At 44.9% G+C, this 14262-nt stretch carries 14 protein-coding genes; 3 read left to right on the top strand and 11 right to left on the bottom strand.

Annotation, left to right across the window (positions count from 1 at the left end; genetic code table 11):
• Window positions 1–56: 56 nt before the first annotated feature.
• A complete protein-coding gene (locus FILTAD_RS04945; protein ID WP_124069408.1) occupies window positions 57–833 on the top strand; it encodes an enoyl-CoA hydratase-related protein in 777 nt (258 codons plus the stop codon).
• An 88-nt stretch (window positions 834–921) separates the two neighbouring features.
• Here the strand turns inward: FILTAD_RS04945 and FILTAD_RS04940 are convergent, their stop codons facing one another.
• From FILTAD_RS04940 to FILTAD_RS04925, 4 genes are all read right to left on the bottom strand, one after another.
• Window positions 922–1221 carry a late competence development ComFB family protein gene (locus FILTAD_RS04940; protein ID WP_124069407.1) on the bottom strand — a complete coding sequence of 100 codons (300 nt, stop codon included), beginning with the start codon at window positions 1219–1221 and terminating at the stop codon, window positions 922–924.
• A 191-nt stretch (window positions 1222–1412) separates the two neighbouring features.
• A complete protein-coding gene (locus FILTAD_RS04935; protein ID WP_238988150.1) occupies window positions 1413–1898 on the bottom strand; it encodes a GNAT family N-acetyltransferase in 486 nt (161 codons plus the stop codon).
• A gap of 77 nt (window positions 1899–1975) precedes the next feature.
• Window positions 1976–3952 carry a S9 family peptidase gene (locus FILTAD_RS04930; RefSeq protein WP_124069405.1) on the bottom strand — a complete coding sequence of 659 codons (1977 nt, stop codon included), beginning with the start codon at window positions 3950–3952 and terminating at the stop codon, window positions 1976–1978.
• A 256-nt stretch (window positions 3953–4208) separates the two neighbouring features.
• Window positions 4209–4484, bottom strand: a complete 276-nt coding sequence (locus tag FILTAD_RS04925) for a hypothetical protein (protein ID WP_124069404.1) — start codon at window positions 4482–4484, stop codon at window positions 4209–4211.
• 395 nt (window positions 4485–4879) lie between these two features.
• Between FILTAD_RS04925 and FILTAD_RS04920 the strand changes: the two genes are divergently transcribed.
• Window positions 4880–5074, top strand: a complete 195-nt coding sequence (locus FILTAD_RS04920) for a hypothetical protein (RefSeq protein ID WP_124069403.1) — start codon at window positions 4880–4882, stop codon at window positions 5072–5074.
• Between the two features lie 76 nt (window positions 5075–5150).
• Here the strand turns inward: FILTAD_RS04920 and FILTAD_RS04915 are convergent, their stop codons facing one another.
• The 7 genes from FILTAD_RS04915 to FILTAD_RS04885 form a co-directional block, all read right to left on the bottom strand.
• Window positions 5151–5492, bottom strand: a complete 342-nt coding sequence (locus tag FILTAD_RS04915) for an antibiotic biosynthesis monooxygenase family protein (RefSeq protein ID WP_238988149.1) — start codon at window positions 5490–5492, stop codon at window positions 5151–5153.
• A gap of 267 nt (window positions 5493–5759) precedes the next feature.
• Window positions 5760–6935, bottom strand: a complete 1176-nt coding sequence (locus FILTAD_RS04910) for a DHH family phosphoesterase (protein WP_124069401.1) — start codon at window positions 6933–6935, stop codon at window positions 5760–5762.
• Between the two features lie 679 nt (window positions 6936–7614).
• On the bottom strand, window positions 7615–9168 hold the full coding sequence (locus FILTAD_RS04905) for a fatty acid--CoA ligase family protein (RefSeq protein WP_124069400.1): 1554 nt from the start codon (window positions 9166–9168) through the stop codon (window positions 7615–7617).
• Window positions 9169–9556: 388 nt separating this feature from the next.
• The gene (locus tag FILTAD_RS04900; protein ID WP_124069399.1) at window positions 9557–11491 is read right to left on the bottom strand and encodes an FtsX-like permease family protein; all 1935 of its coding nucleotides are present in this window, start codon (window positions 11489–11491) and stop codon (window positions 9557–9559) included.
• Window positions 11463–12245 (bottom strand): ABC transporter ATP-binding protein, encoded by a 783-nt coding sequence (locus tag FILTAD_RS04895; RefSeq protein ID WP_124069398.1) that lies wholly within the window; start codon window positions 12243–12245, stop codon window positions 11463–11465. Before FILTAD_RS04895 ends, FILTAD_RS04900 begins: the two co-directional genes overlap by 29 nt.
• Entirely contained in the window at window positions 12196–13248 is a 1053-nt protein-coding gene (locus FILTAD_RS04890) for a sensor histidine kinase (protein WP_124069397.1), read from the bottom strand. Before FILTAD_RS04890 ends, FILTAD_RS04895 begins: the two co-directional genes overlap by 50 nt.
• Window positions 13245–13949, bottom strand: a complete 705-nt coding sequence (locus tag FILTAD_RS04885; protein WP_124069396.1) for a response regulator transcription factor — start codon at window positions 13947–13949, stop codon at window positions 13245–13247. The genes FILTAD_RS04890 and FILTAD_RS04885 overlap by 4 nt, the downstream gene beginning before the upstream one ends.
• Before the next feature lie 103 nt (window positions 13950–14052).
• On the opposite strand from FILTAD_RS04885, the gene FILTAD_RS04880 reads away from it, so the two are divergent.
• Window positions 14053–14262 (top strand): hypothetical protein (locus FILTAD_RS04880; RefSeq protein ID WP_203229653.1); only part of this gene is annotated, 210 nt, incomplete at its 3' end.

Here is a 14262-nt window from a genome sequence, read left to right as displayed (position 1 = left end):
ATTCGGAATAATGGTATATTTTCTATAGAACTATTTGTTTACTAGGGGGAAATTTAATGGAAACTATTCGTTATGAACAAAAGGGGAATATTGCTTTCGTGACGCTTAATCGTGCGGGGGCGATGAATGCTTTTAATTATGAAATGTTAGCCGATCTAAGTTATATTACTGAATCGATGCGTATTAATCCGGATATTCGGGTTGTTATTTTTACAGGTTCTGGAGATCGTTCTTTCAGTGTAGGGGCGGATTTGAAGGAGCGCAAGACGCTGACGGATGTACAAGTGAAGCGCAATGTGTATAAAATCGGGGAAGTTTTTTCGGCAATTGAGAACTTACCGCAACCGACAATTGCGATGATGAACGGCTTTGCGTTTGGCGGCGGGATGGAGCTGGCTCTTGCATGTGATTTCAGGATTGCGGCAGATTCGGCACTAATGGGATTGACAGAAACGGGGCTTGCGATTATTCCGGGTGCGGGTGGTACGCAGCGTTTGCCTAGGCTGATTGGCGAAGCGAAGGCGCTTGAACTAATTTTGACGGCGCGAAAATTGACGGCTGCTGAAGCACTCGCTTATGGAGTTGTGACGAAAGTGACTGCGGCTGACAACTTACTGCAAGAAACGTCTGATTTCGCAAACGCTATTTTAGCGAATGGCCCGATTGCGTTGCAACAGGCGAAATTTGCGATTAAGCACGGTATGAATGTTGATTTGCAGACGGGGCTTGCTATTGAGCGGAAGGCGTATGAACTAACGATTCCGACTGAAGACCGTATTGAAGCGTTGAATGCGTTTGCGGAGAAGCGGAAACCGGTGTTCAAAGGGAAGTAAGTGTTGGATTGCAATAAAAAACGGATAGGGTTTGCGGACTGTGTGCCTGCTTCCTATCCGTTTTTTTGATTATATAAATGGAATGTTACTAGGTCTTTTCAGATAGATCAGGATTCATCGTTGGACAGCGTGGATTTTTCGAAACTAGGGTTGCTGCATGTGTAACGGTTGCTAAAATATTCGTGGCTCCTTGCCGATCTGTTTCATGTGTCGCGCGAATATACGGACTGTATTTTTCATCTACGATATAGCGTGCGGGTAATTGGTTGAGCGCGATTGCCATAATATCTTCCATGCATCGTTCACAGTTGCATGTTGGAAGCAATTGGTCTTTATATGTATGAAGCACGTCGTGTACAACATCTTCCATTACGTTATGTATCGCCATTCATTTCCCTCCGTATGTAAACCAATATCGCAACTTCCTACTTGTTCTCCACTATTCCCATTTAGTATACCTGTTCATGGTTGTTTTGCAAAATATGTTCTTAACCCCATTGGTGTTCAGGATGGTATAAAACAAGCAAGCCACTCCGATTAGACGGAATGGCTCGCTTATTCGTTTATAGATTCATTGTTTCATAAAGACTTGATTGCATCCCATTCTTCACGAAGAATGCCCATTCGAATGGAGTCATAATACGTGCCGTTCCAGTAGCGGACTTTTCGCAACCGCGCTTCCATGGTCATGCCGAGTTTTTCACCGACTTTAATCATTCGCGCGTTGCCGGACCATGTTGTGTAACCGACACGAACCAACGGCATTTCGTTGAATAAATGGTTGATCCACATTGTGAGTGCAGTTGTTCCATAGCCCCCGCTCCAATAGTTCGGTTCGTAGATGACAATGCCCATTTCGAGCCATAGGGATGGTTGGTGTTCCCAGTAGTAGCTGATTGTGCCGATTAGTTCGCCGTCTACAAGTATGCTCCAATAATCATCTTGTGCGATGATTTTATCTTTGCCTGTTAAGAATTCTTCATAGGTCATCGTTTTGTGTTCGAAATACGGTGCGTCCCATTTTTTCCATTCAGGATTTTCATTTTTGAAACTTAATTCCCACATTCGTGGTAGGTCTTGTTCTTTGATGGGGCGGATGGTTACGCCTTTGTTTGTGTAAGTCACGTATATTCCTCCGGTTTTTAAAGGTGTTTCGCAAACCAACCGGTGATTTCGTCGAGTCTTGCTATGCGCAAGTTCGGCGTACCGGTGCGCGATAGGTTGTGATCTGAGTCAGGAAAGCGAACGAATTCCGTTTCTTTCCCCATGCTTTTCAATGTGATATAGAGCTGTTCCGCTTGTTCAATTGGGCAGCGGAAGTCATTCTCTGAGTGGACGATTAACAGCGGTGTTTCCACGTTTTTCGCGTATTTCAACGGTGAGTGTTGCCACAGTTTTTCGACGTCCATCATGTCCGTGCCGATTTGCCAATCGCTGAAATAATAGCCGATGTCGGATACGCCGAAGAAGCTGATCCAGTTCGAAATCGACCGTTGCGTCACCGCCGCCTTGAAACGATTCGTATGGCCGACGATCCAGTTCGTCATGAAGCCGCCATAGCTGCCGCCCGTTACGCCAAGTCTGTCTGCATCAATCCAGGCATTTTCCTGAAGGATGTAATCCAGTCCAGCCATGATATCTTCATAGTCTCCCCCGCCGTAATCACCGCGTACCGCATCGACAAATTCCTGGCTATAGCCGTGGCTACCGCGTGGATTGACATACAACACGCCGTATCCTTTTGCCGCCAGTAACTGCATTTCATGGAAAAACGTATTGGCGAACATCGCATGTGGTCCACCGTGGATATCGATGATTAGCGGATATTTCTGCCCTTCTTCGTAGCCCGCCGGTTTCATGAGCCAACCGTGTACATCCCAGTCTTTTGGTCCTTTATAGATGATTGCTTCCGGTTCAACTAGTGCCACTTCTTCTAGGTATTTTTCATTGAATGAAGTAAGTGTTTGTCGTTCGCCAGTCGCGATTGTCTGTTTCATTAATTCACCTGGATTGACCGAATTGCTGACCGTCATCAATGCGAATTCACCATCCGTTGAAACGGCATAGCCATAGACATGTTCATTTTCCGGGGTTGCCGGATAGAGTTCGCCTTCAAGTGATGCGAAATAGAGACGGACATCGCCCATTGTGGATAACTGGAAGTACAGATGATTGTCCGTCGTCCACTCAACGCTTGGTGCATCCGCGCCTTGCTGGTGATCCGCAACAACGCTGTCTCCCACTGGTGCGTCCAACCCTTCCGTCAAGTTGATGGTCGTGCCGTCTTGTGAATCGTAGATGTACAGATTGCTATGTGTCGCGTTTTTGAATGTTTGGTCCGCACCTATGAAGGCAATATAACGGTCGTCAAATGAAAACCGTGCGCCGCCGAAATAGCCTTCTTCATCGATTAGAACCGTTTCTTCTTTCGATTCAATGTCGACGATAAAGAGCGGTTGGCGGAATTGGAAATCCTGATTCTCTTCTCGGTTAACGCCGATGATTAGTTTTTTGCCGTCGTGCGAAATCCCTTGCAGGCCATGCTGATGATTGCCTTCCGTGAACGGTGTCACATCACCCGAATCGATGTCGAAAACACCAATTTGGCGGAATGCGTCTTGCGGAAGTAGACCCGTTCCGTCCATTTGGTATTTCATTTTCGATGTGCGGTATGGTTCAGGCTTTTTCTTGTCGTCTTTTTCTTCTTTGTCGATAAATTTCTTGCCTTCTTTGACTGGGGCATTCACCCATATTTTCGTGCCGCAGGGCGACCATAGAAAGCTTGAGACACCTTTTTCAAATGCCGTCAGTTTTTTCGCTTCTCCGCCTTTTGCTGACATGATGAAGACCTGATTCTTGTCTTCACGATTCGACAAAAATGCGAGCTGTTTCCCGTCTGCAGACCAAGCCGGCGAGGAGACGTTGTTCTTGCCATATGTCCACTGCGTCACTTCGTTTGAATCTAGATACACGTGAAATAAATTCGCCACGTATTTGTTGTCTTCCTCATCGATATGCGTTTTCACGAACACTGCTTCCTTGCCATCCGGCGAAAGGACAGGATTCGTCACTGATTGCAATTTATATAGATCCTCTGCTTGTACTTTGCGTTTTTCCATGTTGCATTCCCCCTTAAGTTTTCTCTGTATACTTATTTCGACATTCGCAACAGTTTTCCTTTATTTGAGGAGGGGGAAAGATAGATTCATTTTTAAAAGGGACTGTGTCTAGGAACTCTAAGGACAATTTCGGAAACTGTCATGGCTAGGCGTTGAACTGTGAAGGCAAGCTTGGAAACTGTCATGGCTATATGGTGAATGATAGTATAGCAATTAATTTCACCATACAAAAAACGCCCGGATTCTCCAAGCGTTTTCATTCCACTTCTATCGAAAAATCATAGTTTCCATCGCCTTGTTTCCAGTTGGCGCTAATATGGTAGACGTATACGCCACTTTCGGCCGGCACGGTGAGTTTGTTATTTTTCAGTTCGATTTTCTTGCTATCTTTCACACTTGTCCATTGTTCGATAGACAGACTTTCTTTAATCGGTTTCTTCGCGAACTGAATGGTTATCTCGGTGTTAGGCATGACTTTGGTTGGTTTATGTTCTGCTGCCATTTCCAAGGGGGTTGAATAAACTTTATCCACACAACTCCCCCATGAAATCGTACCTTTCCAGCAATAGGATCCTTGCGTAGTCGGTATTTTCGTGTCCCCAACCGTCACAGTCAGGTTTGGAGGTTCTGAACTTGTAAATGTTTTATAGAGAATAACACTTAGTAGGCATAGGCCAATTATTAGCAGTAAACCAAAAATCTTTCGAATGCCAAAAACCTCCTATCGTAATTAACTAGACGGTAGAAGGCGATAAAGGTTTCAAAAATTTCGCTGAAATAACACTATTAGATACTTACTACTAATCTTTATTTTCAAATAGTAAGCACTCGTCCCTAGCCTTCATCCTGCGACAACGTATGCTAGGTAGAGAGGATGAAAATGTGTTTACTGACAAATTTCTTCCTCTCAATAAGAAGGAGAGGAGAATGGACATGTCCCTATTTTTCGAAGATGAAATTCGAAAAGTTATGCAAAAAGTCACCCCTACTGATTTAAGTAACTTACACGCTCAAGATCCGCGTGGAAAACCCGATTGGGCAGATCGAAACCCCAGTCATTCCTTCGGTCGACAGTTAACCCCCAAAAACCACCGGGATTTCCGTCAACGTCCCACTGATTGACGATAGAAAAGCGCTGACCCATTTATAGGTCGGCGCTTTTGTGTGGAGCAATTATTCGTAAAAACAAGGTCATTGCTTATACTAAATCAACTGTTGAGTTTGGTGCCGCCTTTTTGACAGCCTTCACTTCATATAGGGCGCCTTCCGAACTAACGATATAGTCCGGTTTTGGCTGGCCAAGTTTTGCTTTATGGCCTGCGATATGTTCGGGGCTCTTTTCCCACTGCTTCCAATGTTTTTCCGATTCCCAGCGAACCATAATAATTACCTCTTCGTCCCCGCGTCGGACTTTTTTCACCATCACATTTACATCGATGAATCCTTCTTGCTTCTCAATGATGCCTTCTTTACTGAAACGTTTCACGACTTGGTCAGCATTGCCTTCTGTAACTACCATTTTTCTCATTTGAACGAACAAATTGCACATCCCCCATCCACTTTACTTACTATTCTCTATTGTAATTGATAATCATTTTCATTGCCATTTAAATGATTTTTTTCTGATGAATATATTGTCGCTGTCGCTACTTAACAAATAGAGGATTCTTTCAACACCGCTTTGTCACTAGGGGATGTCTCCTCTGGGGATTATCAAGGATCATTTGTTCAACATATACAGGTTCAAACTGTCATAGCAATCCAAGTCAAAACCCCTCTCCGCTTACTGGAAAGGGGTTTCATCCTGTTACTTTTTAACTTGATCCATTAAATAGCGCACAAAATCGTCGTCTTTTATGAGCCAGCCTTGGTAGTTTCTTTTGAGGTATTTTTCGCCTTCTTCAAAACTGTTGAAGGTTTGTTCGATTTTTGTGTCATCCACTTCAAGCATCCAAGTTGAATTGTTTGCCGGTGAGAGGACAATGACTTCGTCTGACCGGTTTTTATACAATGAACCGAATGGTGACTCCTTCATATTATAGCGGTTGCGTTTTGCGTCTTCTTGCAGGGATTCCAGGTGGAATGTGTCTGTTACGAACAGTTTGTAGGCTTCTTCTGTCAGCACACATCCTGATGCTTTTACATGCCCGCCCCCGCCGAAGTGACCGGCAACTGCGGATACATCGACGTTGTTATGGATTGTCCGGAATCCGAGCCGCTTGCCGCCCATATTTAAAATGGCAATATAATCGAGGTGTGGATATTCCTTGCCGAGTTCATTGCCAAGCTCCGAATGATACGATTCCGCGTAAACGACGCCTGCAAAAAGTCCGTTTACTTCGGCTTGAACAAGTTGCCGTCTTTTCCGCTTGATGTAGCGTTCGGTTTTTGTTTCTTCCATATCTAAAATCTTGTTTTCAAACTCGTCAAAATGGAAATGGTCACTTGATTTCAATCGACTGATCATTTTCTCTTCGAATTCTTCGATTGAAATTAAATAGAAAAGTGCATTCAACCGCCTAGCCGATTGGTTATCATTTTTCTCCCATTCCCACGTATCGTATTGCCGCACAAGCTCCACAAATTCAGTGATTGCGTCTGATGCACTCAATAGTTTTTGGTTAATAAGGTATTCATATAATAATGAAGTCGCGGAAGTTAATTTCCCTTCTTCATCCTCAACGACGACATGTCCCCATTCATGTGCATTAAAAGGTAAAGCCGTTTTATGATGATCGATCAGCTGGACTTTTCCGCCTTCTTGAAAACGCGCTTCGAGTCGTTCCTTATTCTTGTCGTTTACGGACAAATCCGTGATGAATAAAACCGTGTCCTTCGGGTCATTTGTTAACGACCATTCCACTTCGCGATCGAGACTGGCAACAGAGTTGTAGCGTACTTTCACTTGTTTACCGAATGCAAGTTTCGCTAAAATACCACAACCTACGCCATCCAAGTCATTATGTGTTAATAATTTATACATATCCTTCACCTCTAGTATTAGTATGCGTTAAAAGATGAAGTTTATCGACCTAAAGTTGAGTGATTTCATCCATTTTTTCAAACGAGTATCCCATTTCCTTCCATATTTCCGAATGAAAGCAAAAAGTAGAAGGCTGAATATCTACATACCACCATATGAAGTTTGCCAAACGCAAACTGTAAGGGCAATTTCTGAAACTGTCATGGCTCCAGCGCAAACTGTAAGGGCAATCTCGGAAACTGTCATGGCTCGAAGGAACTGTAAGGGCAATTCCCCGAACTGTCATGGCTACAACGTGAACTGTGAGGACAATCTCACAGACTGTCATGGCTCGGCGGAACTGTAAGGGCAATTTGAGAAACTGTCATGGCTCCAGCGCAAACTGTAAGGGCAATCTCGGAAACTGTCATGGCTCGAAGGAACTGTAAGGGCAATCCCACAAACTGTCATGGCCCGACGAAACTGTAAGGGCAATCCCACGAACTGTCATGGCTCCAACGCAAACTGTAAGGGCAATCCCACAAACTGTCATGGCCCGGCGAAACTGTAAGCGCAATTCCCCGAACTGTCATGACTACGATGGAAACTGTAAGGGCAATCCGCAAAACTATCATAGCACCAACACAAAAAAAGGATCTCCCCACACTCCCGGGAAGATCCATCCATTCATTTCACTCACTTATTGAGTCACAACATCCTTCAACGATCTTCTCAAAATTTTACCGGTTGTATTCTTCGGTAGTTCATCTAAGAATTCGATTCGTTTTGGCACTTTGTATTTTGCTAGGCGCTTGTTGCAATAGTCTAGTAGCTGTGCTTCATCCTGAGAAAGTCCGTCTTTTAGGACGACGAATGCAAGGATGGATTCGCCAAAGTCGGGGTCCGGTAAGCCGATGACTGCTGCTTCGACGATGTCTCTGTGTGCGAAGAGAACTTCTTCGACTTCACGTGGGTAGACGTTATAGCCGCCGACGATGACGAGGTCTTTTTTCCGGTCGACTATGTAGAAATAACCATTTTCGTCCCGTCTCGCCATGTCACCTGTGTATAACCAGCCATCACGGATCGTAGCTTCCGTTTCTTCAGGCATTTTGTAGTAGCCTTTCATGACATTCGGTCCGCGTACGATAAGCTCGCCGACTTCTCCAGGTCCTACTTCATTGCCCAACTCGTCGACGACTTTGTTTTCAACGTTGATGATATTCGTACCGATTGAACCAGGGATTCGGTCGCGATCAAGCGGGTTAAAGCATGTTACCGGTGAAGCTTCGGACAAGCCGTATCCTTCTGAGATTCGCACATCGAATTTCTCTTCGAAGTCGTGAAGCAGTGAGACCGGCAGTGAAGATCCGCCAGAAATGGCAATTCGTACTGAGTCGAAGTCTTCCGCTTTGCCGTCCGGGAATTGATACAAGAAATTGTACATTGTTGGGACGCCTGCGAATATTGTTGCTTTGTTCTCTTTTACGACGTTGAACACGTCAGTTGGAGAGAAACGCGGCACAAGTAAAATCGTCGCCCCTTTAACTAGCGGTGCGTTGACGACGACTGTCAATGCAAATACATGGAATACTGGAAGTGTGGCCACGACGCGGTCATCTTCTGAGAAGCTGAGGTAATCCGCAACGTCACGTGCATTCGAATAGATATTGCCGTGCGTTAACATTGCGCCTTTTGGACGACCAGTTGTGCCTGACGTGTACAAAATGATAGCGGTTTCATTATCATCAACAGCAACGGGTTCAAGGCCTGGTTTCCCTGATGCAATCAGTTGTGAAAACGGACGAATTTTTGCGTGAACAGCTTCAGGCAATGCTGCAATTTTGGCCGGTGTTTCCGGTGTTGTTTCGCAGATTATATAATGTTCGACAGTCGGGAAAGCCCCTGCCGCTTTTTCAACAAGTGGAAGCAGCATGTCGAGTGCAATCACTGCTTTGGCATCGCTGTTTTGTATAATGTATGAAATTTCATCTGGCGTGTAAATTGGGTTAACTGGAATCGCTGTAGCGCCAATCCGCATTGTCGCATAAAGCGAGATAAGAAAATGAGGTGTATTGCCCAAAAGGAAAGCGACATGGTCCCCTTTACCGATGCCTAAATCTTGTAGAGCCGTCGCGAACATTGACACTGATTGGTCGAATTCTGCGTAAGTAGTGTCTTTGCCTTGGAAATGATAAGCCGTTTTAGTCGGCTTCGATTTTGCCGTCTCTTGCACGCATGTTACTAGATTCATTATTTCATCCCCTTTTATAAAATGAATAACCATTCATAACTCCACCTTATCATTATATAAGAAAAGTTCTGATAATACAATGAACCATGAAAAAAACACCAGAAATTTTTGAGGTTACTAAAAAATTCTTTTTTATAGTGATAACTAGTTGATTGTAGTGGAGAGCGGCGACTCCTGCGGGAACAGCACGTGCTGAAGACCTCGCAGGAACATTAAGGAAGTCAACCTAAGTTCGCGGCGTCCTGCCGCAACGGTTGCATGACCTACATCCTGTAGGCCCAAGCCGTGCCCGTGGAAAGCGTCCGCTCGGAACGGAAATCAACGGGATTTGAAGAACCGGACTTTTTCAGTGGCCTTAAACTGTCCCGATGCTTTTAATTGGCAGAAACTATCTCGCCCCTTTGATATGCGCAAGATAACGCCAGCGAATCAAATAGAAATAGACAATCTGCATAAGCGTGAATCCAACTAAGACGAGCACTAATTCTTTTACAATCGAGATTTCCGCAAGAGCGTCCCAAATGACTTGCAGGGATAAAAATGCAAATGAACTATGCATGAATGCAACACCCCATGGGAAGAAAAATTGCGGAATAAGTTGTCGATTGACAATTTTTTTGAATTCCTTATCGGTAATCCCCATGCGGCGAAGTACGTCGAATTGTTTGCGGTCCTGATCGAGTGATGTATATAACCTAAAATAGATGAAACTGCCAGCTGCCAGGAAAAATACCATCGCCAGAAGTAAACCGATAAAGAGCAGCAGTGAAAATGTCGTCCGAATAACGGAATAACTCATGCCTGGATTATCAAAGGCGTAGGGCAATGCATCCTCTTTCCCCGCTAGAAATGATTCCGCCAACGACTTATCGATTGACTTTCCAATGTCTTTCGTACGCTGCCAGTCGGGTACATTGAATGCATAGTACGTAAAGAGTTCTCCATTATTTTTGAGTGACCAATCCTTTACTTTATCATAATCCAGTTTGTTCAAGACAATCGTATTTTGCCCCATGACGTATGATGGAAACAACTGATACGGATAGGCCCCCTGAATATCGACAGTGACTCGACTCTCCTCCAGAAGCGTCATTACTTTACGAGTATCCAGTGCTTCGTAAGAGGATGGGGATGGCGGTAAAAAGAGTGCTTCACCTTCCGCCAATTCAATCGGTTCGTACCCGAACGAACGGGCAAGCATGTTGATATTCGTGATTTTTAACATCGTTATCGGCTGCCCTGAAAACGATGATGTCTGTTGAAGGGGTTGAAACCGAACAAGTGAATAATCGATAGGGGCTGTATTCAATTCACCAACAAGTTGAGCGATATGTTGCCGTTCAAGTTCATTTTCCGGCATGCTTTTATAAGCGAGCCCGAGTGGATGCATTTCCCTGTATTGGGAAGCGAATGAAGTAAGAGACGCCAGAATACCGACCGACATGAATGCCACAGTAGAGACGATTGTGACGATGAAAAACATGCGGGCGTTCTCTCTTAATCGAACACTGCCTTCTGATATGGACAACATCCTGAAATAACGCCAGTACAAACGTTTCCGGTTACGGATGAATTGAAGGAGCAAAGGTAAGGAATCCGTGAAAAAGTAAAATGTTCCAATCGTAACGAGTGGAGGTAGGAAAAATAACAGTCCGATAACAACTGAATTCGATGTTGAGGCAGCCATCCCATATGATAAACCGAGAAAGAGTAGCCCCATATATCCCCGTGTTTTGGAGAAACCGTACAAACCGCGCCTTTTCGCTTCACCCCGAATAAGATCTGCCGCTTCACCCGTTCGTATGAAGACAGGCGCAACAATTGAAATAATCATGAACAAACTTAAAAATGCACCAATCGTTAGTGCAAACGGTTCCCAGGATAAATAAAGCGGCAATGCAGGCAATAAAACAATTTCCCGTACAATCATAAAAAAGAATTTAGAGAATACATAACCGATAAACGTACCTGCAGCAATGGACGCAAATCCAATGAACATCGTTTCGATAAAAATAAGTCGTTGCAATTGGCGTTTTTCCATCCCTAAATGCAGTAGAATACCAAATTCCTTGGACCGCGCATGTAAAAAAGCGCGCATCGAATAAAACAAGAAAAAGAGTGTAAATATGAATAAGATAATTTCTGCGGCTCCCATTCCCATGACAGCGATTTCCTGTACAAAGCGGTTTTCAATGGACGGATGAAACAGTAGCATGGAATACAGGAAGAATACCGTTACCGAGAATACACTCGCCATGAAAAATGCGGCATATATACGCCTGTTGCGGACGACATTACGGTAAGCGAACTGACGAAAGGTCATGGACATTCCCTCCGAGAAGCGATAACACATTCAATATACGTTGGAAAAACGTCTGGCGCTGCTCATCTTTATAGATTTCATTGAAAAATTCACCGTCTTTTATAAACAGCACACGGTCACAGAAACTTGCTGCAATCGGGTCATGCGTCACCATTATGACAGTCGTCCCCTCACGTTGATTGATCGCTTTGAGCAATTCGAGTACGTCCCTTGCCGATTTCGAATCAAGATTTCCGGTCGGTTCATCCGCAAGAATGATTTTCGGTTGATGGATCAATGCTCGCCCGATAGCAGTGCGCTGTGCTTGTCCGCCTGATAACTCGTCGGGACGCCTATGCAGAATGGTAGCTAAATCTAGTTGTTTGGCAAGACTTGCGACACGTTTTTCCATTTCCCGAACGGGTAGACCATCGATGGTCAGTGGCAAGACCAAGTTTTCTTCGACCGTCAGCATTTGAAGGAGATTAATGTCTTGAAAGACGAATCCGAGAGTACGTCGTCTAAAAAGGGCCAGCTTGTTTTGGGAAAGGGTTTCCGGTTCAACGTTATTTATCAACAGACGTCCATAGGTTGGTAAATCGATTGTCGATATAAGGTTGAGCAGCGTAGTTTTTCCACTTCCGGAAGGCCCCATGACCGCAACGAATTCGCCTTTTTCAACTTCGAAGTCAAGCCGATTCAGTGCCCGGTGCATTACTTTTCCCTCATAAATTTTCGTCACTTCCGTCAGTTTCACAATCGACTTTTTCGTCATCCTTCTCCCCTGCCTTTCCGTTTTCAAATAGGACGGTTACCGTCGTTCCAACCCCGACTTCTGATTCGATGGTCAGCGAATGCCCGAGTCTTTCGCATACTTCCGACGCAATATAAAGGCCCATTCCGGTCGACTCTCCTGTTAATCTGCCATTGCTGCCTGTGAAGAATGCCTTTGTTACACGGTTTAAGTCGGTTGAAGGAATTCCGACTCCTTCGTCACGGATGCTTAAGTGAATGCCCCCGTCCGTGCATTTCGCAGTCAAATGGACCTTTTTTCCTTCATCAAATGTATACTTCACCGAATTGGTGATAAACTGGCCAATAACAATTTTCAGCCATTTTATATCGGTCGTAATTTCAAAGGTTTCATCGATTGAAATAATAGGAAACACTCCGTTGGCGATGAAAAGCCGTTTGTGCTCCGTTACGATTTCCTGTACTAGTCCTTTTAATGCGACTTGTTCAATTCGCATATCTCGTTCGAATGTTTCAAGCCGCGCATTGACAAGAACGGAGTCCAGGCCACTCCTTATCTTTTCCATTTCTTCTGCTAGGCTGTTGCGATCCAGTTCGTCATCGTCTTGCAAGAGAAGGCCGATGACCGATATTGGTGTTTTCATCTGATGCACCCATTGGTTCATGAAATGCAGTTGACGGTGTTGCGATGCGTAAAGTGTTTGGACTTCATTTTGGTACAGTTTATATAAATCGCGCATGAAATCGGTTACCTGTTTGTGCTCCGGCGCTTGTGCATGCCGAATAAGTGCATCCTCCATTTGGTGCGGTTTTCTTGTGATTGCCGTGTAAAATGATCGTCGCATGACGAATTTCGAGCCAAGGTAGCCCGCCGTCAACAACATGCTGATGATGATGGCGTAAATTGCCGTGTTATAGTTGCGGAAGCCATCCAACCAGTACAGCAGCAGGATGAATAACACAAGAAATCCTTGAAATAGAAGAAACGGTATATGTTCTTTGAAGAAAAGTGTGAATCTCTTCATGATTCCTCCGGAGCGGGAATGAACCGATAGCCCGCGCCACGCACGGTTTCAATGGTTGATTTGACCCCATAATCTGTGAGTTTTTTTCGGACTCGTGTCATATTGACATTCAACGTGTTTTCATCGACAAAGGATTGGTCGTCCCATAATTCCTCGAGCAGTTTTTCCCGTGTCACCACTTTCGGAATTGCGTTAATGAGCAATTCCAGAATGACGCACTCTTTTTTCTGCAAAGGAACAATCGTATCCCCGATATGCAGCTCCATCCGTTCGATGAATAAATTCAGCGCGCCGCTTTTTATCGTACGCTCTGATTGACTTGGAGCATATTCACCGAAAGATCTGCGCAAATGACTCCTGATTTTAGCAAGAACGATTTCATAATGGAAAGGTTTCGTGATGAAATCATCTCCGCCGTTTTCCAGTGCAAATACTTGGTCCATGTCGCCTGAACGTGCAGAAATAAAAAGAATTGGACACATCGTATGCTGGCGAAGTTGTCGGCACCAATAATACCCATCATACGAAGGCAGATTGATGTCGAGTAAAATCAGATGCGGGTCGTATGCATTACTTTCCTCCGTGACACGTTCAAAGTCTTTGACGATTGCGACTTCATATTGGTATTTCCGAAGGGTATCTGCTAATAATTGCGCGATTTTCAGATCGTCTTCAACTATAAAAATTCGTTTAGTTTCCATCCGTCATTCCCCTTTCACTCCTCTTTTCATTATACCTTAAAAATGGGTGTGAGGGGGTGGGTGGATATGGGCGGTTGTGTGATGGATTGAGAGCGCGGTGGCTATGATTGATCGCTTCGATGGCAGCTTTGAGCGCGCGGCGGCGGGGATTGATCGCTTCGGCGGTGGCTTTGAGCGCGCGGCGGCGGGGATTGATCGCTTCGGCGGTGGCTTTGAGCGCGCGGCGGCGATGATTGATCGCTTCGATGGCAGCTTTGAGCGCGCGGCGGCGGAGATGGATCGCTTGGGTGGCGGCTTTGAGGGCGCGGAGTCG

The sequence above is a fragment of the Filibacter tadaridae genome, from assembly GCF_900609045.1.
Taxonomy (GTDB): Bacteria; Bacillota; Bacilli; order Bacillales_A; family Planococcaceae; genus Sporosarcina; species Sporosarcina tadaridae.
Note: the sequence above shows the minus strand (reverse complement) of the source record. Positions and strands in the feature narration are given on the sequence as shown.

Excerpts from the sequence above, each read along its gene's own strand:
- FILTAD_RS04930 (WP_124069405.1), bottom strand. The coding sequence starts at position 3,952 with ATGGAAAAACGCAAAGTACAAGCAGAGGATCTATATAAATTGCAATCA.
- FILTAD_RS04910 (WP_124069401.1), bottom strand. The coding sequence starts at position 6,935 with ATGTATAAATTATTAACACATAATGACTTGGATGGCGTAGGTTGTGGT.
- FILTAD_RS04900 (WP_124069399.1), bottom strand. The coding sequence starts at position 11,491 with ATGACCTTTCGTCAGTTCGCTTACCGTAATGTCGTCCGCAACAGGCGT.
- FILTAD_RS04905 (WP_124069400.1), bottom strand. The coding sequence starts at position 9,168 with ATGAATCTAGTAACATGCGTGCAAGAGACGGCAAAATCGAAGCCGACT.
- FILTAD_RS04920 (WP_124069403.1), top strand. The coding sequence starts at position 4,880 with ATGGACATGTCCCTATTTTTCGAAGATGAAATTCGAAAAGTTATGCAA.
- FILTAD_RS04945 (WP_124069408.1), top strand. The coding sequence starts at position 57 with ATGGAAACTATTCGTTATGAACAAAAGGGGAATATTGCTTTCGTGACG.
- FILTAD_RS04895 (WP_124069398.1), bottom strand. The coding sequence starts at position 12,245 with ATGACGAAAAAGTCGATTGTGAAACTGACGGAAGTGACGAAAATTTAT.
- FILTAD_RS04890 (WP_124069397.1), bottom strand. The coding sequence starts at position 13,248 with ATGAAGAGATTCACACTTTTCTTCAAAGAACATATACCGTTTCTTCTA.
- FILTAD_RS04940 (WP_124069407.1), bottom strand. The coding sequence starts at position 1,221 with ATGGCGATACATAACGTAATGGAAGATGTTGTACACGACGTGCTTCAT.
- FILTAD_RS04935 (WP_238988150.1), bottom strand. The coding sequence starts at position 1,898 with ATGTGGGAATTAAGTTTCAAAAATGAAAATCCTGAATGGAAAAAATGG.
- FILTAD_RS04885 (WP_124069396.1), bottom strand. The coding sequence starts at position 13,949 with ATGGAAACTAAACGAATTTTTATAGTTGAAGACGATCTGAAAATCGCG.